Consider the following 20,176-nt stretch of genomic DNA (forward strand, 5'->3'; position numbering starts at 1 on the left):
TCCCGCTCCCCTGGGCCGAGTGACCGCCGCCTGCCGAGGGGAGCTAGGGCCTGTCTTTTGGATCAGGCCGGGCTCGCGGGGCCTGATCCAAACGACAAGCCCTAGACGACGGGGATCGCGAGGGCGAGCGCCATCAGGAGCGTGTGCCCGGGGCCGCCTCGACACGGCACACCAGCGGGCACCGTCACCGACCGGCCGAACTCGCGGGGCTCACCACACCGGACGCAGCGGCGGAACCTTGTCGCCCGCCAACGTGCGGACGATGGCGGCGAGTTCCGCCCGCGGCATCTCCCGCCCGGCTTCGCGGAGGCGCTCGGCGAGTTGGCCTTCCAGGTCGTGCAGGATCCGTCCGGCCACGGCGAGGTGCTCCGTGGCCTTGTCGGTCAGCACGACGAGTTTGCGGCGGCCGCCCGCGGGGTGGGGCCGACGTTCGACGTATCCCCGCTTCTCCAGGTCGTCGATGATCTGGCCCGCGGCCTGCTTGGTGACACCGAGACCCTCGGCGAGTTCGCTGCTGGTCGCGCCGGAGCCCTTCAGCATCTGGAAGACGAGGCCGTGCACGGGCCTCAGTTCGGAGTAGCCGGCGGCGTCCACGCGGCTCACGAACTCGGTGAGCACCAACTGGAACGCCATCCCGAGCAGGAAGGTCAGTTCGGTGCGCTCGAGGGGGTCACTGGTCTCCATGCCCTCATCTTGACACACCTGAATAAAGTGACTTTACTCATCGCGAGTAAAGCCACTTTATACAGGAGGCGACATGAACGTGATCAGTGAGAGCGCCCAGCGGACGACCAAGAGCCCCGCCGGTGCGATGTTCGGGCTCGCGGCCCCCAGCCAAGGGAGCGCCGAAGTCAGCACGTGACGCGTGGAGTTGGGCGCCGATTCCGCCACGCCGGTGCACATCATCGACCGGGAACAGGTCTGGATGCCGCTGGGCGGCGAGTTCGAGGTGGACATCGAGGGCGAGGTCGGGCGGGCCGCGGCCGGACAGGCGGTCATCCTGCCCGCCGGGGTCGTACGGCAGGTGAAGGCGGTGGGCGGGCCCGCCCAGGCGCTGGTCGCCATGGCCGTCGGCGGCAGGGCGATGCTGCCCGGCAAGGACGACAGGATCCCGCTCCCCTGGGCCGAGTGACCGCCGCCTGCCGAGGGGAGCTAGGGCCTGTCGTTTGGATCAGGCCGGGCTCGCGGGGCCTGATCCAAACGACAAGCCCTAGACGTCGATGACCAGATCCTCCCGCGGCGTCGAACAGCACAGCAGGATCTTGTTGACGGCGATCTCGCGGGGACGGATGCCGCCCGCGTGCCGCATGTCGACCGAGCCTGACAGCAGGCTCGTCTTGCAGGTGCCGCACATGCCCTGGGCGCACGAGGCGGGCAACGTGATGCCCTCGCGCGCCGCGGCTGCCAGGACGGGCGTCTCGGCGTCGCACTCGATGGTCCGTCCGGTGCGGGCCAGTTGGACCTTGAAGCCGGTGCCGATCGCGGCTCCCGGCTCGGGCTCGGCCGCCACCGGCGCCTCGAAGGCGAAGCTCTCCTCGTGGTGGTGGGCCATGTCGAAGCCCTCGGACGTGAGCATCCCTCGTACCGCCCGCATATAGCCGGCCGGGCCGCAGGTGAAGACCTCTCGTTCCGCGAAGTCGGGGGCCACGGCGCGCAGCACCTGGGCGTTCAGTTGCTCGCCGTGGTCGTCGAGGAGGTGGCGCACCCGGACGTTGGGGGACGCGGCCGTGATGAAGTCCAGTTCCCGGCGGAAGATGATGTCGTCGAAGGTGCGGGCGCTGTGGACGAAGACGACGTCCACGGGGTGGGCCAGGTCGTACAGCGTGCGGGTCATCGACATCAGCGGGGTGACACCGCTGCCCGCCGACAGGAACAGGTACTTCGGCGCGGGGTGCTGGTGGATGGTGAACCGGCCGAGGGGGCCGCGCGCCCACACCGTGCTGCCGGGTGTCAGGTGGTCGTGCAACCAATTGGACACCCGGCCGCCGGGTACGCGTTTCACCGTGATGGTGGCGAGGTCGGGGCGGGTGGGCGCCGAGGAGAGGGTGTAGCAGCGCTCGACGGAATCGCCGTCGATGTCCAGGCAGAGGGTGAGGAACTGGCCGGGGTCGTGGCGGAAGAGTCGCGGTTCGGTGGGGGCGAGGACAAAGGTCCGCACGTCCGCCGTCACGTCGTGGACCTGCTGGCACACCAGCAGACCGTCGGACCAGGCGGGCGGGGATCCCGCCGCCGTCAGCGTCGCTGTCGTCATGGCCCCTCCATGTGCGCCTTGAGCCGGGTGATGTACCAGGCGACGAAGTCCTCGACCTGGGACTCGGTCGGGCTGTACGGGCCTGGTGCGTACGCGGGGCTGCTCACGCCGAGCTGGGCGCGGGAGACGAAGACCGCGTCCTGTTCGTTGGTGGCCACCCAGACGCCGGTCAGGGTGTCGAGGTCGTAGTCGACGCCCTCCTCGGCGTCCGCGTGCACGAGCCAGGTGGTGCGGACGAGGGTGCGGTCCGCGGCGAGCGGGACGACGGAGAACAGCACCGCGTGATCGGCCGAGAAGTGGAACCAGGCGTTGGGCTGGAGGTGGAGGCCGAGGTGGCCGAGCCGGGCCGTCGGGAAGTCGGCGAGCAGGCGCCGCACCGCCGCCTTGCCGTCGGGGGTGAAGGACTCCCCCGCGAGGTCGAGGGGTTCGCGCTCGATGCGGAATCCAGTGGGGCGCTCAACCAGGTCCTCAATGGCGGCGTAGGGCAGGCCGAGGGACTCGTACGCGGCGCGGGCCTCGGCGTCGGCCTTCTGGAAGCGCTCGTAGGTGGCCCGCATGCCCGGCGGCACCTCGTCCTCGGTGAAGTTGTAGAGCGGGAAGTAGCAGCGCTGGAGTTCGGGGTGGCCCGCGCAGTGGTAGCACTCGCGGTTGTTCTCCATGGTGAGCTTCCAGTTGCCGTCCTCGACGAGGTCGATCTGCTGCGCGACCTTCGCGCGCGCCAGGTTGTGCGGGGCGAGGTAGGGCTCGACGCTTTCGGCGAACTCGTCGAAATCGGCGGGCGGTTGGGCGGCGAGGGACAGGAAGACGAGGCCGGCGACCGTACGCAGGTGAACCGGCCGCAGCGCGAAGCACGAGCGGTCGAAGTCGGGTGGCTGCGACTCGGCGTGCAGCAGCTGCCCGTCGACGCCGTACGTCCAGTGGTGGTAGCCGCAGACGATGTTGCCGACGGAGCCGCGCTCGTCGTTGAGGATGCGGGTGCCCCGGTGGCGGCACACGTTGTGGAAGGCCCTGACCTCCTCGTCGTCGTCGCGCACGATGATGACGGAGTACGGGCCGACGGTGAGCGTGACGTAGTCGCCGGGTTCGGGGAGCTCGGCCTCCGCGGCCGCGAAGATCCAGCTGCGGGCGAAGACGGCGTCGACGTCGAGGCGGAAGAACGCGTCGCTGACGTAGAAGGGGGCTTCGAGGCTGTGGCCGGCGGCGCGGCGGGCGACGAGGTCGGCGGGGGCGGTGTCGGAGGCGTGAACAGTCATGGCGTGTCTCTCCGAAAGCTCGTCAGACCGGCAGGCACAGGCGCAGCGCGTCGTACACGGCGGCGTGGATGTTGCGGCTGGTGACGGCGTCGCCGATGCGGAACAGCTGGTAGCGGCCCGCCGGGTTGCGGACGACGGCCTGTCGCTCGCGGGCGAGGAGGGCCCGGTGGTCGACCTCGCCGAGGTTGCTGGAGGCGGGCAGCAGGTCGGTGTAGAGCTCGTCGTTGGGGAGGGTGCCGTGCTCGACGACGACGTGGTCCACGACGCGTTCGGTCTCGGTGCGGGTGTACTCGCTGAACAGGGTCGCCACGAGCCGGCCGTCCCCGCCCCGGCGCACGGCGCGCAGGCGGCGGGCGAGCGTGACGGCGACATCGTGCTCGGTGAACGCTCGCAGGTACGCGGGTGAGTTCATGCTGCCGACGTCGGGGGCGAGGGTGCGTTCCGGTGTCACGTACTCAAGGCGGGCGCCGTGCGTGGCGAGGAGTTCCGCGGCGTCCATGGCCGGGTAGCCGCCGTGGTCGTCGTAGACGAGGACCACACTGCCCACGCGCGGGTGCAGGGAGCCGGACATCACGTCCCAGGTGTCCGCGACGAGCCCCTCCCCCGCGGCGAGGAAGGAACGGTTGGGGAGGCCGCCGGTGGCGACGAGGACGAGGTCGGGGTGTTCGGCGAGCACGTCGGAGGCTTCGGCGTACGCGCCCAGGCGCAGATCGACGCCGAGGTGTTTGCACTCGGCGACGCGCCAGTCGACGATGCCGAGCAGGTCGTGGCGGCGTGGGTTCTGCGCGGCGAGCCGGATCTGCCCGCCCGCCTGGTCGCTCGCCTCGAACAGCACGACGTCGTGGTCGCGTTCGGCGAGGACGCGGGCGGCTTCCAGGCCGGCGGGTCCGCCGCCGACGACAACTGCCTTGCGGCGCGGCCCCGTTGCGGCCGGGACGGTGTGCGGGATCTGGAGTTCACGGCCGGTGGCCGGGTTGTGGACGCACTTGGTGTCGCCGGAGTCGTAGATCGCGTCCAGGCAGTAACTCGCCCCGACACAGGGGCGGATGCGGTCCTCGTCGCCGGAGCGGATCTTGGCGACGAGGTGCGGGTCGGCGATCTGCGCGCGGGTCATGCCGACGAGGTCGAGGAGCCCTTCGCGCAGGGCGTGCCGGGCGGTGGCGGGGTCGGCGACGCGGGCGGCGTGCATGACGGGGATGTCGAGGCGGCGGCGTATCTCACCGGCGAAGTCGAGGAAGGGGCCGAGTGGGGTGCCCATCGAGGGGATCGTCCGCGACAGGGAGGCGTCGGACTCGATGGTGCCCCGGATGACGCTGATGAAGTCGATCCCGTCGACGGCGAACTGCCCGGCGGCTGCCAGGCCTTCGGCGAAGGTGAGGCCGCCGTCGAGGTCCTCGTCCAGCGCCATGCGGATCCCGACGACGAACTCGGGGCCGACCGCCTCCCGCACCGCCCGGATCACGCGGCGGGGGAAGGCCATACGGTGCTCCAGGTCGCCGCCGTACTCGTCGTCGCGGTGGTTGGTGGCCGGGGAGAGGAAGCCGTCGAGGAGGTGGCCGTAGGACTGCAACTCGATGCCGTCCAGGCCGCCCTCCTTGCAGCGCACCGCCGCGGCGGCGTAGTCGGCGACGATCCGGTCCAGGTCCCAGGGCTCGGCGGCTTTGGGGAACGCGCGGTGGGCGGGCTCGCGCAGCGGGGACGCGGCGACCACCGGCAGCCAGTCCCCCGTGCAGTTGCTGGTGCGGCGCCCGAGGTGGGTGACCTGGCACATGACGGCCGCGCCCGCCGCGTGCACGTCGTCGGCGAGCAGGCGCAGCCAGGGGACGATCTCGTCGCGGTGGAGCAGCAGGTTGCCGAACGAGGGCGGGCTGTCGGGAGAGACGACCGCGGAGCCGCCGATCATCGTCAGGCCGACGCCGCCGCGGGCCTTCTCCAGGTGGTAGGCGCGGTAGCGGTCCTTGGGCAGTCCGTCCTCGCCGAAGGCGGGCTCGTGGGACGTGCTGACCACTCGGTTGCGCAGGGTGAGGTGCTTCAGCCGGAAGGGCTGGAGCAGGGGATCCAGGTTCGTGTTCGGTGCGCGCACGACAGCTCCAATGAAGGCAGGGAAGCTCTGGGGCCCGGATGTGGTGGCTGTGCCGACGGGGATGGCGGCGTGACGACGACGTCGCCACGTTCCCGTTTCGCGATATGAAACAACAACGCGATGCGAGACAAATGTGCGGCGCGTCAGTGCGCGCCGTCAACCCCTACCGCTACGTAATCGGACGCGTGATCAACCGCGCCGGATGTACCCCTTGCGCCACGAGATCTTCTCGCCGGCCGCCACCAGTTGTTCGGCGAGCCCGGAGATCGTGTGGTCGTTGATCCGGAAGGTCGGCCCCGAGACGGTCACGGTGGCGATGACCTCGCCGTTCAGCGACCTGATGGGGGCGGACAGCGAGGCGAGACCGATCTCCAGCTCCTCGCTGATGACGCCGTAGCCGAGCTCGCGCACCCCCTGCAGCTGCTCCTTCAGGAGGGCCGGGTCCGTGATGGTGTGCGGCGTGAACTCCTCCAGCGGCTGCTCGAGGATCCCGGCGGCCTCCGGCTGCGGCATGTGCGCCAGGAAGACCTTGCCCGCCGACGTGGCGTGCAGGGGCGTGCGCTTGCCGACCCAGTCGATGCTGGTGATGGCCGCGTTGCCGAGCACCTGGTCGATGCTGATGACGGCCTCGCCGTCGTAGACCGCCACGTTCACCGTCTCGCCGACGGCGACGGCGAGCTCCTGGCAGACCGGCCGGCTCAGCAGCGACAGGTCGTTGCCCTTGGTCGCGCCGCCCGCGAGCTCGACGACGGTGTAGCCGATGCGGTAGCTGCCGCGCTCGCTGTCCTGCTCGACGAGGCCGCGCGACTCCAGCGTGGCGAGCAGCCGGTAGACCGTCGACTTGTGGATGTCCAGGGCGTCGGCGATCTCCGTGACGCCGGACGGGCCCTGCACGGCCAGCACTTGGAGAATCGACACCGCCCGGTCCACCGACTGCACCGACGTGTCCCGCGCGCGGCCTTTGCTGCTCATACGGGGAGCCTATCCAGGAAGCGCCTGCGCACACCGGTGCCGACCGCCGCGGGCCCGGCCGCGCCCGGCTCAGCCCCGCTTGACCTGCCCCCGTCGCCAGGAGATCCGCTCGGCGGCGGTCAGCAGTTGACCGGCCAGTTCGGGGACGGTGTCCTCGCGGATGCGGAAGGCGGGTCCCGAGAGGGTCACGGCGGCGACCACCGTGTCGCCGAGGGCGTGGACCGGCGCGGCCAGGGACACCAGGCCGATCTCGTGCTCCTCGTACGAGACGGCGTAACCCCGTTCGCGGACGGCGGCGAGGTCCGCCGCGAGGCGCTCCTGGCCGGTGATCGTGTGCGGGGTGTACCGCTCCAGGCCCTCGCCGTTCGCCAGGTCCGCGGGCAGCCGTCCGTGCCGGTCGGGGGCGGGGTGGGCGAGGAAGATCTTGCCGGCGGCGGTGGCGTGCAGCGGGCAGCGCTTGCCGACCCAGTCGACGCTCGCGATCGAGGCCTCCCCGGCGACCTGCCCGACGGTGACCACGTCCCGGCCCTCGCGGACCGAGAGGTTCACCGTGTCACCGGCGGTCTGCGCCAGCTCCTGGCAGACCGGGCGGCTGACGAGGAACAGGTCGGTGGTCGTGGCGACGGCCGCGGCGGCGAGTTCAGTGAGCGGATGCCCGATCCGGTAACGGCCGCGCTCCGCCCCCTGTTCGACGAGGCCGCGCGCCTCCAGGGTGGCGAGCAGCCGGAACACGGTCGTCTTGTGGACGCCGAGCTGCCCGGCGATCTCGGTGACGCCGCACGCGCCACGGACCGCCAGGATCTGCAGGACCGACACGGCCCGGTCGACGGACTGCACCGCACGATCGCGCGCTCGCCCACGGCTGCCGGTCGTCACCACAGCACCCTCCCGCCCCGCCCCGACGGCCCAACTCGCCACCCGTCGACGTTAATTCGCGGTTGCCCGTACGCAAGAGCCTTGACGCGCCGTCACGATCAACGGCATCGTCACACCGTACTGCACATCTGTTGCGCAATGCGAAACACCAGCTCGGACATGCGTTCCAGCCGCCTCGCGCGGTTCCCCGGAGGTGGGGCACGGTGATAGAAGCAGCACGGCTCAACAAGATTTTCGAGACCGCCGACAACCCGGTCCATGCGGTGCGCGACGTGTCCTTCACCGTGGAACCCGGCGAACTCTTCGTCGTCATGGGTCTGTCCGGGTCCGGGAAGTCGACCCTGCTCCGGATGCTCAACCGCCTCGTCGAGCCGACGTCGGGCGAACTGAGCGTCGACGGCCGGGACTTGCTGGCCATGGATCAGGCGAACCTGCGCGAACTGCGCAACCGCAAGGTCAATATGATCTTCCAGCACTTCGCGCTCTTCCCGCACCGCACGGTCCGCGAGAACGCCGCGTACGGCATCCGGCTGCGCGGCGGCACCGCCGCCGAACGCCAGGAGCGCTCCGACTGGGCGCTGCGCACGGTCGGCCTCGCCGACTGGGCCGACTCCTACCCCAGCGCGCTCTCCGGCGGCATGCGCCAACGCGTGGGCCTGGCCCGGGCGTTGGCGACCGATGCCGAGATCATGCTCATGGACGAGCCGTTCAGCGCCCTCGACCCGCTGATCCGCCGGGACATGCAGGACCTGCTGCTCGGCCTCCAGCGCGATCTGCGCCGCACCATCGTCTTCGTCACCCACGACCTCAACGAGGCGATGCGGCTCGGCGACCGGATCATGGTCATGCGCGACGGGGGCGTGGTGCAGCTCGGCACCGCGACCGACATCCTCGACTCCCCCTCCGACGCCTACGTACGCGACTTCGTCTCCGACGTCGACCGCTCCCGCGTACTGACCGCCCGCGCCGTCATGCGCGAACCGCTCGCGACGGCCGGGCTCGACGACGACCCGCGCGACGTCCTGCGCTCCCTCGCGGACATCGAGGCGGGCGCCGTCTACGTCCTCGACGCCGACGGGGCCGTGGTCGGAGTCGCCCACGACGACGCCGTCGCACGGGCCGCCGAAGCCGGGCACGCCTCGCTGCGCGACAGCCCGGAGTGCCTGACCGACGCCTACGGGCGGGCGGGCCCCGACACGCTGCTGGTGGACCTGTTCCCGGCGGCCGGGCGGTACTCGGTGCCGCTGGCCGTGACCGACGACGACGGGCGGCTGCTCGGGGTCGTGCCCCGCGCGGCACTGCTCACCGCCCTGTCCGCGCCACAGGCTCCCAACTCCCGCGATCAGGACGATACTTCCGAAGCATCAGGCAGCTCACAGGAGGAGGTGGCCGATGCTGTTCAGCGTTGATCTCGGCACTCCGGTCAACAAGGCCGTCGACTGGCTGACCGAGAATCTCAGCGGTCTCTTCGACGCCGTCACCTCCGTGATGACGGAACTGGTCAACGCGGTCCTCTTCGTGCTGACGGCCCCTCATATGCTGGTCATCATCGCGGTGTTCACGGTGCTCGCGTTCCTCGCTCGGGGCTGGTTCTTCGCCGTCTACACCTTGGCGGCGTTCCTCCTCATCCAGGGCATGGGCCTGTGGACCCCGGCGATGCAGACGCTCGCCGTCGTCGTGGTCGCATCGGTGTTCGCCGTCGTCATCGGGGTGCCGATCGGCATCTGGGCCGCGCGAAGTCCGCTGGCCAGCACGCTGGTTCGGCCCGTTCTCGACTTCCTGCAGACGCTGCCGGTCTTCGTCTACCTGATTCCGGCCGTCTTCTTCTTCGGCATCGGCCTCGTCCCCGGCGTCGTCGCCACCATCGCCTTCGCCGTCTCGCCGGCCGTGCGCCTCACCGAACTGGGCATCCGGCAGGTCGATCCGGAGGTCGTGGAGGCGGCGCACGCCTTCGGGGCCAAGCACGGCCAGATCCTGCGCGGTGTCCAACTCCCCCTGGCCCTGCCCTCGATCATGGCCGGCATCAACCAGGTCATCATGCTGGCACTGTCCATGGTCGTCATCGCCGGCATGGTCGGCGCCGACGGTCTGGGGACCATCGTGGTGCGCGGCATCAGCCAGCTCGACGTGGGGATCGGCTTCCAGGGCGGCCTCGCCGTCGTGTTCCTCGCCATCTTCCTCGACCGCGTCACCAGCGCCCTCGCCACCCCCCGCATCCGCCGTCGTCCGGGCCGCGGGCGTCCCGCCACGACCCCGGTGGCCGACACGGAGAAGTCGTCCGCTCCGGCCTCGTCCACCACTCCGGTTTCCGCGTGAAGACAGGAGCACCAGCCATGATCCGCAATCGACGCCGCCGCACCACCTACCTCTTCGGCTGCACCGCCGCAGCGCTCACCCTGCTCGCCACCGCATGCAGCGGGAACACCTCGAAGGTCGAGGGGGGCTCCGACGACGACAGCGGTGGCGGCGGCTCGAAGACGGTCAAGCTGGCCTACGTCGCCGGATGGGACGAGGGGGTCTCCGCGACCTTCCTGTGGAAGCAGATCCTGGAGGACAAGGGGTACAAGGTCGACGTCCGTGACCTGGACATCGCCAGCACGTACACCGGCATCGCCAACAAGCAGGCCGACATCTACCTCGACGCCTGGCTGCCGGTCACCCACGAGACGTACTGGAAGAAACTCGGCCCCAAGATGGAGAAGCTCGGCACCTGGTACGAGCCGGCCGACCTCAATCTGACCGTCCCCAAGTACGTCAAGGACGTCAACACCATCGAGGATCTCAAGGGGAAGTCGAAGGAGTTCGGCGGCAAGATCGTGGGCATCGAGGCGGGCTCGGGTCTGATGCGTCTGACCCGCTCCCCCGTCCTGCCGGACTACGGGCTCAAGTCCGAGTACGAGCTCTCCGAGTCCAGCACCTCCGCGATGCTCTCCGCCCTGCAGAAGTCGATCAACAACCAGAAGCCGATCGTGGTCACGCTCTGGCGGCCGCACTGGGCGTACACCAAGATGCCGCTCAAGGTCCTCAAGGACACCAAGAAGGCCTACGGCAAGCCCGACAAGGTCCAGATGGTCGCCTCCAAGGGCTACTCCAAGGCCAACCCCGAGGTCGCCGGCTGGCTCAAGAACTTCCGCATGACCAGCGCCCAGCTCGGCAGCCTGGAACTCCTCCTCCAGAAAAAGGGCACCGGCCACGAGCAGGAGGCCGCGAAGGAATGGATCGACGGCAACAAGAAGCTGGTGGACAGCTGGGTGAAGTGACACCGGAAACGCGGTGACACCTGCGGGCCACTGACATCATTGGTCGGTGGCGCGCAGGCCGAGGAGATACGTCGCGGTCAGGGCCACGGCACGGTCCTCGTCGGTCGACAGCTCGACGAGGGCGCGGGTCGCCTGCGCGCCCGGGATGCCCGCCAGCGCCTGGGTGAGCCGGCCGCGGGCGGGTGCATCGTCGGCGAGGCGGTCGACGAGCGCCGCGGCGATGCGCTCCGTGGCCTCGGGGTCGCCCGCCAGCACGCTCAGCGCGTCCGCCGCGTCGGTGTCGTTCCTGCCCGCCACGATCATGTCGACGAGTTCCGGCACCGCGTCCGCCGCTCCACGGCTGCCGAGCGCCACGGCGGCCCGCGCACGAACCACGGCGTCGGAGCTGTCGAGGGCCTTCCGGAGCGCCGCCGCGGCCTCCTCGCCGGGCAGCTCGGCGAGGCACTGCGCGGCCCGCTCCCGTACGGCGGCCACCGGCGAGTCGAGCGCCTCCGCCAGCAGGGGCGGTCCTTCGGCGCCGCCCGAGCGCGCCAACGCCCAGCGCAGCGCCCCGGCGACGTTCGTGTCCGTCTCGCTCAGCACCGCCTCGACCAGGGCCGCCACGGGCATCGCATCCTGGCCGCCCGACGAAAGGGCCGCGCGCTGCCGTGCGTCGGCACTCTTCGAGCTCAACGCCTGCAGCAGCGCGACGACTTGGAGAACGTCCTCCCAGTCCGCGGGTCCCGCCGCGTCGATCCGGCTCAGCCGCGTGAGCAACTCGGTCTCGGCCGCGATGCGTTCGCGCGTCTGCCGGATCAGATCACCGACCAGTGCCGAGGGCGTGAAGTCCGGTTCGTCGAGCGCGCGCCCGATCTCCCGCAGCGGAAGCCCGAGCGAGCGCAGGCTCTCGATGTGGAAGATCCGCCGAATGTCGTCGCCCGAGTACTCCCGGTACCCGGAGCCGGTGCGTTCCGAGGGCCGCACCAGGCCCAGCGACTCGTAATGCCGGAGCATCCGGGCACTGACCCCGGACCTCCGCGCCACCTCACCGATCAGCACACTCAATCGTCCCTCACGGGAGCCCCGTCGAGCGCCACGACGCGCTTGGCGTCCTCGATCGCGAAGCCGATACCGGTGTCGGGATCGCGCAGGACCCGCTGGGTGGCGAGCGCGTGCGCGCGCACCGCCGGGTCGCCGGCGGTGGTCGCGGCCGCGTCCACGGCGGGCCCGGCCGCGTCGCCGAGGTCGACGAGGGCGCGGCTCAGGCTCAGGTGCGTCTCGCGCCCGCCCCGGCCGAGCTGCGTCGCGAGCACACCGGCCAGGTCTTCCCGCTCGTCGTCCGGCGCGAGGACGACGGCGGCCCGCCAGGCGCTGCGCGCGACCTCGTCGTCGGCGTCGGTGAGCAGCTCCCGTGTGATCACCGGCCACGCGCCGGGGTCCCCGAGCTTGGAGAGCGTGTGCAGCGCCTGGCTCCGCGCCTGCGCCCGCTCGGAGCGCACCTCGCGGACCACCGCGGGCAGCGTCAGGTCCACCGGGTGCCGGGTGAGCGCCCAGGTCAGCATGTCGCGGACGAAGAACTCCGGCTCGACCGCGCACCGCTCGACCAATTTGCCGACGAACCACGGGTCCGGCGCCGAGCCGATCGCCAGCGCGGCCCGCAGCCGCACCGAGACGTCCGTGTCCTCCAGCCCCCGCAAGGCGCGCGAGGCCGCCGTGTCCTGCCCAGTGATCGTCATCAAGACCACCTCCTCGGCAAGCAGTGAAGACCTTGTCACCGTGTCAAGGTCAAACGCGCAGCGGCGGCACCGCCGGAACCTCGATGGCGTTCTCGATGTCGGCGTCCGTGAGCTTGAAGGCGGCGGGGTAGGCGTCGCGCCGGGTGCGGCGGTCGGGTTCGCTCGTGCGCCAGGTGTAGAGGCAACGGGTGCACTGGAGCACGTCCCACACCCCGGGGACGGGGGACGTGGCGAGGCAGGTGACGGTGTCGGCGGGACAGCGGGGGCACTCGGCGCCGGCAACCAGCTGGTCGTTCATGGGTGTTGACCTTTCGAGAGAAAGAGAGGGAGCTCAGCGGCGGGCGGCGATCATGTCCTGCAAGCGTTGGGCCCATGCGGCCGTCTCGGGCAGGTCCTTGGCGGGCGTGGAGAAGTTGCCGCGGACGTCGGGCGCCACGGGCGTCGTCGCATCGATGATCATCTTGCTGGTGATACCGGCGGGCTGCGCGGCGGGCGCGAGTTCGAGGACGGACAGGTTCGGGATGACGACGACGTCGTCCTTCGGGTTGACCTTCGCCGACATCGCCCACATGACCTGCGGCAGATTGAACGGGTCCACGTCCTCGTCGACGACGATCACCTGGGCCACGTAGCCGAGCCCGTGCGGTGTCGTCATGGCGCGCATGCCGACGGCCTTGGCGAACCCGCCGTACCGCTTCTTCGTCGAGATGATCACCATCAGGCCGTGTGTGTACATGGCGTTGACGGCCTGCACCTCGGGGAACTCGGCGCGCAGCTGCTTGAGCAGCGGCACACAGGTGTTGGGTCCCACGAGGTAGTCGCACTCGGTCCACGGCATGCCGAGGTAGAGGGACTCGAAGACCGGGTTGGTGCGGTACGAGACGCGGTCGACGCGGATGACCGGCATCCGGCGGCCGCCCGAGTAGTGGCCCGTGAACTCGCCGAAGGGGCCCTCGATCTGCCGCTTGCGCGACTCGATGACACCTTCGATGACGACCTCGCTGCCCCACGGCACGTCGAAGCCGGTGAGCGGCGCGGTGGCGATCGGGGCGGGCGCGCCGCGCAGCGCGCCGGCCATCTCGAACTCGCTCTGGTCGTACGCCATCGGCATGCCGGCGACGATCGCCATCACCGGGTCGTTGCCGAGGGTGATGGCGATGGGCAGGTCCTCGCCGACCTCCTCGGCCTTGCGCAGGTGCTGCGCGACGTCGTGCATGGGGACGGGCTGGAAGGCGAGGCGGTTCGCTCCGATGACCTCGATGCGGTACGTGCCGACGTTCTGCTTGCCGAAGTCGTCCGGGTCCTCGGGGTCGCGGGAGACGACGGCGGCCTTGTCGAGGTAGAAGCCTCCGTCGCCGTCGTTGAGCCGGAACAGGGGCAGGACCGAGAACAGGTCGACGTCGTCGCCCTCCAGGGTATTCTCGCGCCAGGGCGCGTCCTCGCGGCGTTCGGGGGCGACGGGGAAGGCGTCCCAGCGTCGCGCGAACTCCTCGACCTGCTCCTTGACGGGCGTGTTCCTCGGCAGCCCGAGCGCGAGGGCGTGGTTGGCCCAGGAGCCGTGCACGTTCAGCGCGATCCGAGCGTCGGTGAAGCCCTTGACGTTGTCGAACCAAAGGGCGGGGGCGTTCTCGCCGATGCGGCCCGTCGCGTTGGCGGCAGCCGCGAGATCGGGCTCGGGCAGCACCTCGTCGGAGATGCGCAGCAGCTGGCCCTCCTTCTCCAGGGTGCCGAGGAAGCTGCGCAGATCGTCATAGGGCATGCTGATGAACTCCTTCGTACGGTACGGAAGTTGTGGCCCCGGTGGCCTCGGCGTCGCGCGCTGCGCGGGCGGCGCGCATGCCGGCCCAGCGCTCGGCGGCCGGTGCGGGCAGGTCGAACTGGTCGAGGACCCGGGCGACGATGTGGTCGACGATGTCGTCGACGGTGCGCGGGTGGTTGTAGAAGGCGGGCATGGGCGGCACCAACTGCACGCCCATGCGGGCGAGTTCGAGCATGTTGCGCAGATGGATCTCGCTCAGTGGTGTCTCGCGCGGGACGAGGACGAGCTTGCGCCGCTCCTTGAGGACGACGTCCGCGGCGCGGGCCACGAGTCCGTCGGCGTATCCGGCGCTGATGCCGGCGAGCGTCTTCATGGAGCAGGGCACGACGACCATGCCGTCGGTGCGGAACGAGCCGGACGAGATGGTGGCGCCCTGGTCGTCGGGATGGTGGGTGACATCGGCGAGCGCGGACACCTGGGCCACGCTCAAGCCGGTCTCCAGCTCGATCGTGGTGCGCGCCCAGCGGGAGAGCACGAGGTGTGTCTCCACGTCCGGCAGCTCCCGCAGACACTCCAGGAGCCGGACACCGAACGGGGCGCCCGTCGCCCCGGTCATTCCCACGACCAATCGCACAGGACACTCCTCACACGTCGCTGACCTGTGCTTTCACGCTAGGCGGCGGGACGGGTGCGGCAGCGGTACGCTCGGGACTCACGATGGGGAAAATCAGACACGTACACCCGGAGGTCCGAGATCTCGCGTACACGCCGACCGTGGGTGCACCGGCCGGCGTCGAGGTGGCGGAGCTGGCCGACCTGCACGACCGTTCGCTGCGGCACGGCAACGACCCGTACGCGCCGTTGCGGCCCGTCTTCCACCAGTTGATCGGCGCGCGGGAGCGGCCGCTGCGGGTGGCCGTGGACTTCGTCGAGTACGAGCTTCGACCGGGGTCGTGGCTGTGGATCCGGCCGGGGCAGGTGCAGCGCTTCGGGCCGGATCTGGCGTCGGCGGACGGTGTGATCGTGCTGTTCAAGGCCGGTTTCCTGGCACCGGCGACCGTTTCGGCGGCGCACATGGACCCGCCGTACGAACAGCGCCCGCTGACCCCGCGCGGCCAGGACGCGGAGTCGGTGCGGCGGGCCGTCGAGCACCTCGCGTACGAGTACGGGGCGATGTCCTCGCTCCCGCTGGGCACCCATGCCGAGGTGCTGCGCGCGCTGCTTTCGGTGCTGGTGATGCGGCTCGCGGCGGTACGCGAGGCGGCACCGGCCGCGTCCCGGGACACCTTCCACCGTTTCCACGCGGCGGTGGAACGCGACCACGCGGTGACCCGCCGCGTCGAGGACTACGCGGCGGCCCTCGGCTACAGCCCCCGCACCCTGACCCGGGCCGCCCTCGCCGCGACCGGGCGCACCGCGAAGCAGTACGTCGACGACCGGGTCCTCCTGGAGGCGAAGCGGCTGCTCTGGCACAGCGGCCTGTCCGCGAAGGAGGTGGCGGGGCGGCTCGGGTTCGACGACCCCAGTGACTTCACGAAGTTCTTCCGGCTGCGGACCGGAGTGACACCGGGGACGTTCCGGGCGGGGGCCTGAGCGCGAGGGCCCGACTGAAGGTGTCGCCTCAGCGGCGGATCTCCTTGATCTTCAGCATCTTGGTGATGACCTTGTCGAGTTCGCCGTCGTCGAAGACCTTCTTCCAGTCGTCCTTGACGATGGAGTCACGGCCGTGGTCCATGGCGATCAGGCAGGCGTCGGAGAACGGGTTGTCGCCCTTGAGGGTGTTGGCGAGGGCGACCTGGGTGTGCCCGAGGAGCATGGCGCGCGCCGCCTTCTCCGGGACGCCGACGGTGTGCACGGTCTCGTGCAGCGCCTCGTTGAGCAGGGCGCCGACCATGCAGGCGATGGTCTCGACGAGGGTCGGCTCCAGGACGGCGAGCTGCTTGACGGTGACCCAGTGGACGTCGACGACCGGCGCGTACATGACGCGGATGACGGACTCGGCGAGCGCCTGCTTGTCGGCGTCGCCGCCCTCGTACGCGGCGACGACCTCCTGCTGGGCCGCGATGCCACCGAAGGTGTCGTCGAGCTCGGCCTGCGTCTTGCGCTGGAGGAAGACGGACGGGTGGCAGGGGTGGGCGCACACGTAGTGCACGTCGGCGCGGGGGTGCAGCAGGCCCACGTACGCGGCCGCGGGGTCGAGAGTGAGGACGACGGCTCCCGGCTTCAGGAGCGGGACGAGCTGCTCGGAGACCTTGCCGAGGACGATGTCCGGCACGGCCAGAATCAGCACATCGGCCTGCTGGGCGGCGGTCTCGGAGTCGGTCAGCTCACGGCCGAGCGAGCGGATCAGCTCCTGGCCCTTGGGGGAACTCTCGGAGAAGAGGACGGTGAAGTCGCTCTCGACCAGGTTGTTGGAGACACGCTGGCCCATCTTACCGGCGGCCCCGATGACGGCAACGGTCTTGTTGTTCTCGGCGGCCATGTTCATTCGCCCTTCAGGAGTGTGCTGATGCTGTGCTTGGTCCACTGGTGTTCGAGCTCGGCGGTGGCGTCGAAGCCGCCGTCCTGCCACGGGAGCCAGTGCTCCACGATCTGGTTGATGCCGCGCTCGTCCGGCCGGACGGCGGCGATCATGCCCTCGTAGTCGAGGAGTCCGGTGCCCAGCGGCGCGCCGGCGTACGTGAAGCCGACCCAGCCGTCGCGGGGGGTGAAGGCGAAGTCCTTGACGTGGATGTTCACCGTGTACGAGGCCGCCGACTCGACGACGTCCACCGGTCGTTCGAGGCGGGCGACGCTGTTGCCGGGGTCGAGGACGACGCCGAGGTGCCGGTCGTCGACCTCCTTGACCACGGTGATCAGATCCTCGGTGGAGACCTGCTCGTACGTCTCCAGGCCGAGGGTCACCTCTGCCGCCGCGTACGCCGGGACCACCTGCCGGAGCAGGGCCGTGGCCTCGTCCACCGAGGGTCGGTGGTCGACGGTGTTCATCATGGAGCGGATGAGCGTGACGCCCAACCCACCTGCCATGTCGAGGTACTTGGCCAGGTGCTCGGTGCGTACGCCGCGGGTGCCGAGCTCCAGGGTCAGGCCCAGGTCGCGAGCCGCGTCGCGTACGTCGGCGAGCTGCGCGGCGTCGTACGTCTCGATGGCCGGGTAGTCGCAGATCTGGAAGACCTGGCCGCCGAGTTCCTTGGTGTCGACGAGCATGTCCTCCAGGGACATCGGCTTCGGGGCGCGCGCGGAGATGCGCCAGAAGTAGGCGTAGGTGCTGATGCCGTAGGCCATGTCAGGCCACCGCCTCTCGTGTGTCGACCTTTCGTGCGTCGACTTCGTCGAGGATGCGGGCGACGGCGTCGGGGGCGTGGGCGAAGCGGCCCAGGAAGAGACCGCCGACGGAGTCGCCGAGGCGGGTGAGCAGGCCGGGGCCCGCGCTGCCGCCGTAGATCACGGTGGAACCGGCGTGCTCGGGACGGGAGTTGAGCCACTCACCGAGCGCGGCGCACACGGTGGTGATGTGTGCCGGCGAGGCCGGTTCGGGTGCGCCGATGGCCCACTGCGGCTCGTAGGCGAGGACGACGGGGCCTTCGAGGCCGTACAGCAGGCGGGCGGCTTCGGCGACGGTGCGGCGGGCGGCCTCGGCCGGGTCGACGGGGTCGAGTTCGCCGACGCACAGGACCGGGGTGAGGTCGTTGCGCAGGGCGGCGGCGGTCTTCGCGGCGACGACCGTGTCACCCTCCCCGTACAGGCGGCGGCGCTCGGCGTGCCCGACCTCGGCGTAGCGGCAGCCGATCTCCTTGAGGTACGGCCCGGACACTAGGCCCCACGTCGTCGGTGGTGATGTCCTGGGCGCCGACGTCGACGGCACCGCGGGCGAGGATCCCGTGGACCGGGACGATCGCGGGGAAGGCGGGCAGCACGAACAGGCGCGCCTTGCCGCTGGTGACGGCAGGATGTTGGTCCGCCAACTAGACGATTTGGCGTGCCCAGTTGAGGGTTTCGTGGTGGCCGAAGTACATCTTCAGGCTCACCCCGAGCAGGACGGGTGGGACAGGGGTGTTCATCAGGCGGCCTCGTAGTCACACATCAGCTGGACCTTCGCGGCAGAGGCGGAGGTGTCGTCGAAGCGGTAGGTGAGCCATTCGGCGGCGAGGCGGCGGGCCAGTTCGAGGCCGACGACGCGCTGGCCAAAGGTGAGGACCTGGGCGTTGTTGGAGAGGACCGCGCGCTCGACGGAGAAGGAGTCGTGTGCGGTGACGGCGCGGATGCCCTTGACCTTGTTGGCGGCGATGGCGACGCCGAGGCCGGTGCCGCATACGAGGAGTGCCCGGTCGGCCTCGCCGCGGGCGACGCGCTCGGCGGCCTCGATGGCGATGGTCGGGTAGGCGGTGTGGCCTTCGGCGTCCACGCCCACGTCGGTGACGGATGCGACCAGGTCGCTCGCCTCCAGGTCCCGCTTGAGGGCCTGCTTGTACTGGAATCCGGCGTCGTCGCGGCCGACGACGATCCGCAGCTTCTCACTCATGTCGCCTTCCTTAAAGCTCAACGGGGGTTCTTTGCAGGCGGCGAGCGCGCCGTGGACGGCGCGGACGATCAGGGCGAGGGAGTGGGCGCCCGCGTCGGGGGTGCCGAGGGACTTCTCGGCGTGCGGGCGGGCGCGGCCCATCCGGGGCAGCAGATGGGCGGTGTCGCGCGCGGCGCGTTAAGCGGCGCCGGCGGCGGTGTCCCACGCGGCGGCCAACTCGGCGCCCGCATGGACTTGTTGGGTGAGTGACTCGGCGAAGGGCACGAGGACGTCGACCATGGTCTTGTCGCCGACCTCGGCGCCGCCGGTCCTGCGGACGCCCTCGAACGCCTCGAGGACTCCGTGGGCGACGGACGCCGGGGGCGGCCGATCGGTGTCGCCGAGCGCGTCGCCGAGGGCGCGCAGGACGATGCCCCACAGAGCGCCGGAGGTGCCGCCCGCCTTGGCAGACAAGGCTACTTGAGCATGCGCGTGGGCGCCGGTCGGAGAATCCGGCCGGCGCCCACGTCGTACGTCGCCGCCCTACCGCTCGCCGTCCGGGAGTGCCTCACGCCACCGCTCGGGGTCGATTCGGCCTCCGTACAGGGGGAGTTCGAGGGACGGCTGGCCGGCGGTGAAGGGGTCCCACACCCGTGTCAGGCCCGCCGTGCCGTGGGTACGCACCCGGCGGGCCTCGCCCAGGTCGAGGACGTCCGTGACGATCTGGTCCGTGGCGGACTCGGCCTCGGCGCGCACCCGGCCCTCGGGGTCGACGACGAGGCTGCGGCCGATGCCGTCCGGCTGCGCGGCGTTGACGCTGGCCATGGCGACCTGGTTCACGATCGCGTTGGCCCGGGCCAGGACGAGTTCCTGGGTGCGGTCGACGGTCGGTGTGCGCACGAGGTTGAGGACCAGGTCGGCGCCCTGCCAGGCCAGGTGCCGGGTGACCTCGGGGAACCAGGCGTCGTAGCAGATGGACAGGCCCACGCGCCCGTACCCGGGCATGTCGAAGACGACGAACTCCGTGCCGGAAGCCGTGGTCTCGTAGGGCCGCCAGGGGAAGATCTTGCGGTATGCGGCGACGCGCTCGCCCTCGGGCGAGTACACCGGCGCCGTGTTGTAGATCAGGCCGTCGGCGCCACGTTCGTAGGCACTTCCTGGCACGAGCCACACGCCCGTCTCGCGCGCGAGAGCGGCGAGGCGGGCGCCGCGGGGGCCGTCCAGTGGCTCGGCGGCCGCCGTCATGACCGTCTCGGGGTCCTCGTGCGGCCGGTGGCCGCACAGGTGCAGCTCGGGGTAGGCCAGCAGCCGGGCGCCGGGGTGGGCGCGGGTGACGCGGCGTACGTCCGCCGCGAACGCGTCCAGGCCGTCGTCCGCCGTGTGCTGGTACGCGGCCGACTGGACGAGGCAGATCGACAGGGGGCTGCTGGTCATCGGCGGGAGGAACCTTCCGGGCAGGGGCGGTGCGCGGTGTGTGGGGCCCGCACGAGCCAACCAGCCCGCATC

At 70.7% G+C, this 20,176-nt stretch carries 20 protein-coding genes and 2 pseudogenes; 5 read left to right on the forward strand and 17 right to left on the reverse strand.

Features of this window, described 5'->3' with window-relative positions; translation table 11 throughout:
- Nucleotides 1-210 precede the first annotated feature (210 nt).
- Nucleotides 211-684 carry a MarR family winged helix-turn-helix transcriptional regulator gene (locus ACIA8D_RS07460; protein ID WP_399229619.1) on the reverse strand — a complete coding sequence of 158 codons (474 nt, stop codon included), beginning with the start codon at nucleotides 682-684 and terminating at the stop codon, nucleotides 211-213.
- A 181-nt stretch (nucleotides 685-865) separates the two neighbouring features.
- Here ACIA8D_RS07460 and ACIA8D_RS07465 point away from each other — a divergent pair, with 181 nt between their 5' ends.
- Nucleotides 866-1,132, forward strand: coding sequence for a cupin domain-containing protein (locus ACIA8D_RS07465; RefSeq protein ID WP_399229621.1), 267 nt, complete (start codon nucleotides 866-868; stop codon nucleotides 1,130-1,132).
- A gap of 78 nt (nucleotides 1,133-1,210) precedes the next feature.
- On the opposite strand, the gene ACIA8D_RS07470 is transcribed toward ACIA8D_RS07465, so the two are convergent.
- The 5 genes from ACIA8D_RS07470 to ACIA8D_RS07490 form a co-directional block, all read right to left on the reverse strand.
- On the reverse strand, nucleotides 1,211-2,251 hold the full coding sequence (locus ACIA8D_RS07470) for an FAD-binding oxidoreductase (RefSeq protein ID WP_399229622.1): 1,041 nt from the start codon (nucleotides 2,249-2,251) through the stop codon (nucleotides 1,211-1,213).
- The gene (locus tag ACIA8D_RS07475; RefSeq protein WP_399229624.1) at nucleotides 2,248-3,504 is read right to left on the reverse strand and encodes an aromatic ring-hydroxylating dioxygenase subunit alpha; all 1,257 of its coding nucleotides are present in this window, start codon (nucleotides 3,502-3,504) and stop codon (nucleotides 2,248-2,250) included. The genes ACIA8D_RS07470 and ACIA8D_RS07475 overlap by 4 nt, the downstream gene beginning before the upstream one ends.
- Nucleotides 3,505-3,526: 22 nt before the next feature.
- The gene (locus ACIA8D_RS07480) at nucleotides 3,527-5,587 is read right to left on the reverse strand and encodes an FAD-dependent oxidoreductase (RefSeq protein WP_399229626.1); all 2,061 of its coding nucleotides are present in this window, start codon (nucleotides 5,585-5,587) and stop codon (nucleotides 3,527-3,529) included.
- A 189-nt stretch (nucleotides 5,588-5,776) separates the two neighbouring features.
- The gene (locus ACIA8D_RS07485) at nucleotides 5,777-6,526 is read right to left on the reverse strand and encodes an IclR family transcriptional regulator (RefSeq protein WP_399229687.1); all 750 of its coding nucleotides are present in this window, start codon (nucleotides 6,524-6,526) and stop codon (nucleotides 5,777-5,779) included.
- Nucleotides 6,527-6,628: 102 nt separating this feature from the next.
- Nucleotides 6,629-7,435, reverse strand: a complete 807-nt coding sequence (locus tag ACIA8D_RS07490) for an IclR family transcriptional regulator (RefSeq protein WP_399229627.1) — start codon at nucleotides 7,433-7,435, stop codon at nucleotides 6,629-6,631.
- Nucleotides 7,436-7,638: 203 nt separating this feature from the next.
- On the opposite strand from ACIA8D_RS07490, the gene ACIA8D_RS07495 reads away from it, so the two are divergent.
- Genes ACIA8D_RS07495 through ACIA8D_RS07505 form a run of 3 tightly spaced genes read left to right on the forward strand, consistent with a single transcriptional unit; the run spans nucleotide 7,639 to nucleotide 10,695 of the window.
- Entirely contained in the window at nucleotides 7,639-8,844 is a 1,206-nt protein-coding gene (locus ACIA8D_RS07495; protein WP_399229629.1) for a glycine betaine/L-proline ABC transporter ATP-binding protein, read from the forward strand.
- Entirely contained in the window at nucleotides 8,828-9,751 is a 924-nt protein-coding gene (locus ACIA8D_RS07500; RefSeq protein ID WP_399229630.1) for an ABC transporter permease, read from the forward strand. Before ACIA8D_RS07495 ends, ACIA8D_RS07500 begins: the two co-directional genes overlap by 17 nt.
- A 17-nt stretch (nucleotides 9,752-9,768) precedes the next feature.
- Nucleotides 9,769-10,695: a glycine betaine ABC transporter substrate-binding protein gene (locus ACIA8D_RS07505; protein WP_399229632.1), complete on the forward strand. Its 927-nt coding sequence runs from the start codon at nucleotides 9,769-9,771 to the stop codon at nucleotides 10,693-10,695.
- Between the two features lie 36 nt (nucleotides 10,696-10,731).
- Here the strand turns inward: ACIA8D_RS07505 and ACIA8D_RS07510 are convergent, their stop codons facing one another.
- From ACIA8D_RS07510 to ACIA8D_RS07530, 5 genes are read right to left on the reverse strand one after another with little or no spacing between them, the layout of a single operon-like run.
- On the reverse strand, nucleotides 10,732-11,733 hold the full coding sequence (locus ACIA8D_RS07510; RefSeq protein ID WP_399229633.1) for a HEAT repeat domain-containing protein: 1,002 nt from the start codon (nucleotides 11,731-11,733) through the stop codon (nucleotides 10,732-10,734).
- Nucleotides 11,734-11,735: 2 nt separating this feature from the next.
- Entirely contained in the window at nucleotides 11,736-12,410 is a 675-nt protein-coding gene (locus ACIA8D_RS07515) for a HEAT repeat domain-containing protein (RefSeq protein WP_399229635.1), read from the reverse strand.
- 49 nt (nucleotides 12,411-12,459) lie between these two features.
- The gene (locus ACIA8D_RS07520) at nucleotides 12,460-12,708 is read right to left on the reverse strand and encodes a non-oxidative hydroxyarylic acid decarboxylases subunit D (protein ID WP_399229636.1); all 249 of its coding nucleotides are present in this window, start codon (nucleotides 12,706-12,708) and stop codon (nucleotides 12,460-12,462) included.
- A 33-nt stretch (nucleotides 12,709-12,741) separates the two neighbouring features.
- Nucleotides 12,742-14,169: a non-oxidative hydroxyarylic acid decarboxylases subunit C gene (locus ACIA8D_RS07525; protein ID WP_399229638.1), complete on the reverse strand. Its 1,428-nt coding sequence runs from the start codon at nucleotides 14,167-14,169 to the stop codon at nucleotides 12,742-12,744.
- Entirely contained in the window at nucleotides 14,159-14,803 is a 645-nt protein-coding gene (locus ACIA8D_RS07530) for a non-oxidative hydroxyarylic acid decarboxylases subunit B (RefSeq protein ID WP_399229640.1), read from the reverse strand. Before ACIA8D_RS07530 ends, ACIA8D_RS07525 begins: the two co-directional genes overlap by 11 nt.
- Before the next feature lie 140 nt (nucleotides 14,804-14,943).
- On the opposite strand from ACIA8D_RS07530, the gene ACIA8D_RS07535 reads away from it, so the two are divergent.
- Nucleotides 14,944-15,762, forward strand: a complete 819-nt coding sequence (locus tag ACIA8D_RS07535; RefSeq protein ID WP_399229642.1) for a helix-turn-helix transcriptional regulator — start codon at nucleotides 14,944-14,946, stop codon at nucleotides 15,760-15,762.
- A gap of 28 nt (nucleotides 15,763-15,790) precedes the next feature.
- On the opposite strand, the gene ACIA8D_RS07540 is transcribed toward ACIA8D_RS07535, so the two are convergent.
- The 6 genes and pseudogenes from ACIA8D_RS07540 to ACIA8D_RS07565 form a co-directional block, all read right to left on the reverse strand.
- Nucleotides 15,791-16,651: a phosphogluconate dehydrogenase C-terminal domain-containing protein gene (locus ACIA8D_RS07540; protein WP_399229643.1), complete on the reverse strand. Its 861-nt coding sequence runs from the start codon at nucleotides 16,649-16,651 to the stop codon at nucleotides 15,791-15,793.
- Between the two features lie 2 nt (nucleotides 16,652-16,653).
- Nucleotides 16,654-17,454 carry a sugar phosphate isomerase/epimerase family protein gene (locus ACIA8D_RS07545; RefSeq protein ID WP_399229644.1) on the reverse strand — a complete coding sequence of 267 codons (801 nt, stop codon included), beginning with the start codon at nucleotides 17,452-17,454 and terminating at the stop codon, nucleotides 16,654-16,656.
- A 1-nt stretch (nucleotide 17,455) separates the two neighbouring features.
- A pseudogene (locus ACIA8D_RS07550) lies at nucleotides 17,456-18,230 on the reverse strand (triose-phosphate isomerase).
- Entirely contained in the window at nucleotides 18,230-18,691 is a 462-nt protein-coding gene (locus tag ACIA8D_RS07555) for a ribose-5-phosphate isomerase (protein ID WP_399229689.1), read from the reverse strand. The pseudogene ACIA8D_RS07550 and the gene ACIA8D_RS07555 overlap by 1 nt, the downstream one beginning before the upstream one ends.
- Nucleotides 18,692-18,757: 66 nt before the next feature.
- Nucleotides 18,758-19,171, reverse strand: a pseudogene (locus ACIA8D_RS07560) (DAK2 domain-containing protein); the annotation flags it as partial.
- A 42-nt stretch (nucleotides 19,172-19,213) separates the two neighbouring features.
- Nucleotides 19,214-20,104: a carbon-nitrogen hydrolase family protein gene (locus ACIA8D_RS07565; protein ID WP_399229646.1), complete on the reverse strand. Its 891-nt coding sequence runs from the start codon at nucleotides 20,102-20,104 to the stop codon at nucleotides 19,214-19,216.
- Nucleotides 20,105-20,176: the final 72 nt, after the last annotated feature.

The organism is Streptomyces sp. NPDC051684, assembly GCF_044453445.1.
In the GTDB taxonomy this organism is placed as follows: domain Bacteria; phylum Actinomycetota; class Actinomycetes; order Streptomycetales; family Streptomycetaceae; genus Streptomyces.

Coding starts and splice junctions, on each gene's coding strand:
- ACIA8D_RS07515 (WP_399229635.1), bottom strand. CDS start 12,410: ATGACGATCACTGGGCAGGACACGGCGGCCTCGCGCGCCTTGCGGGGG.
- ACIA8D_RS07500 (WP_399229630.1), top strand. CDS start 8,828: ATGCTGTTCAGCGTTGATCTCGGCACTCCGGTCAACAAGGCCGTCGAC.
- ACIA8D_RS07475 (WP_399229624.1), bottom strand. CDS start 3,504: ATGACTGTTCACGCCTCCGACACCGCCCCCGCCGACCTCGTCGCCCGC.
- ACIA8D_RS07540 (WP_399229643.1), bottom strand. CDS start 16,651: ATGGCCGCCGAGAACAACAAGACCGTTGCCGTCATCGGGGCCGCCGGT.
- ACIA8D_RS07470 (WP_399229622.1), bottom strand. CDS start 2,251: ATGACGACAGCGACGCTGACGGCGGCGGGATCCCCGCCCGCCTGGTCC.
- ACIA8D_RS07555 (WP_399229689.1), bottom strand. CDS start 18,691: ATGAGTGAGAAGCTGCGGATCGTCGTCGGCCGCGACGACGCCGGATTC.
- ACIA8D_RS07460 (WP_399229619.1), bottom strand. CDS start 684: ATGGAGACCAGTGACCCCCTCGAGCGCACCGAACTGACCTTCCTGCTC.
- ACIA8D_RS07565 (WP_399229646.1), bottom strand. CDS start 20,104: ATGACCAGCAGCCCCCTGTCGATCTGCCTCGTCCAGTCGGCCGCGTAC.
- ACIA8D_RS07505 (WP_399229632.1), top strand. CDS start 9,769: ATGATCCGCAATCGACGCCGCCGCACCACCTACCTCTTCGGCTGCACC.
- ACIA8D_RS07545 (WP_399229644.1), bottom strand. CDS start 17,454: ATGGCCTACGGCATCAGCACCTACGCCTACTTCTGGCGCATCTCCGCG.
- ACIA8D_RS07525 (WP_399229638.1), bottom strand. CDS start 14,169: ATGCCCTATGACGATCTGCGCAGCTTCCTCGGCACCCTGGAGAAGGAG.
- ACIA8D_RS07520 (WP_399229636.1), bottom strand. CDS start 12,708: ATGAACGACCAGCTGGTTGCCGGCGCCGAGTGCCCCCGCTGTCCCGCC.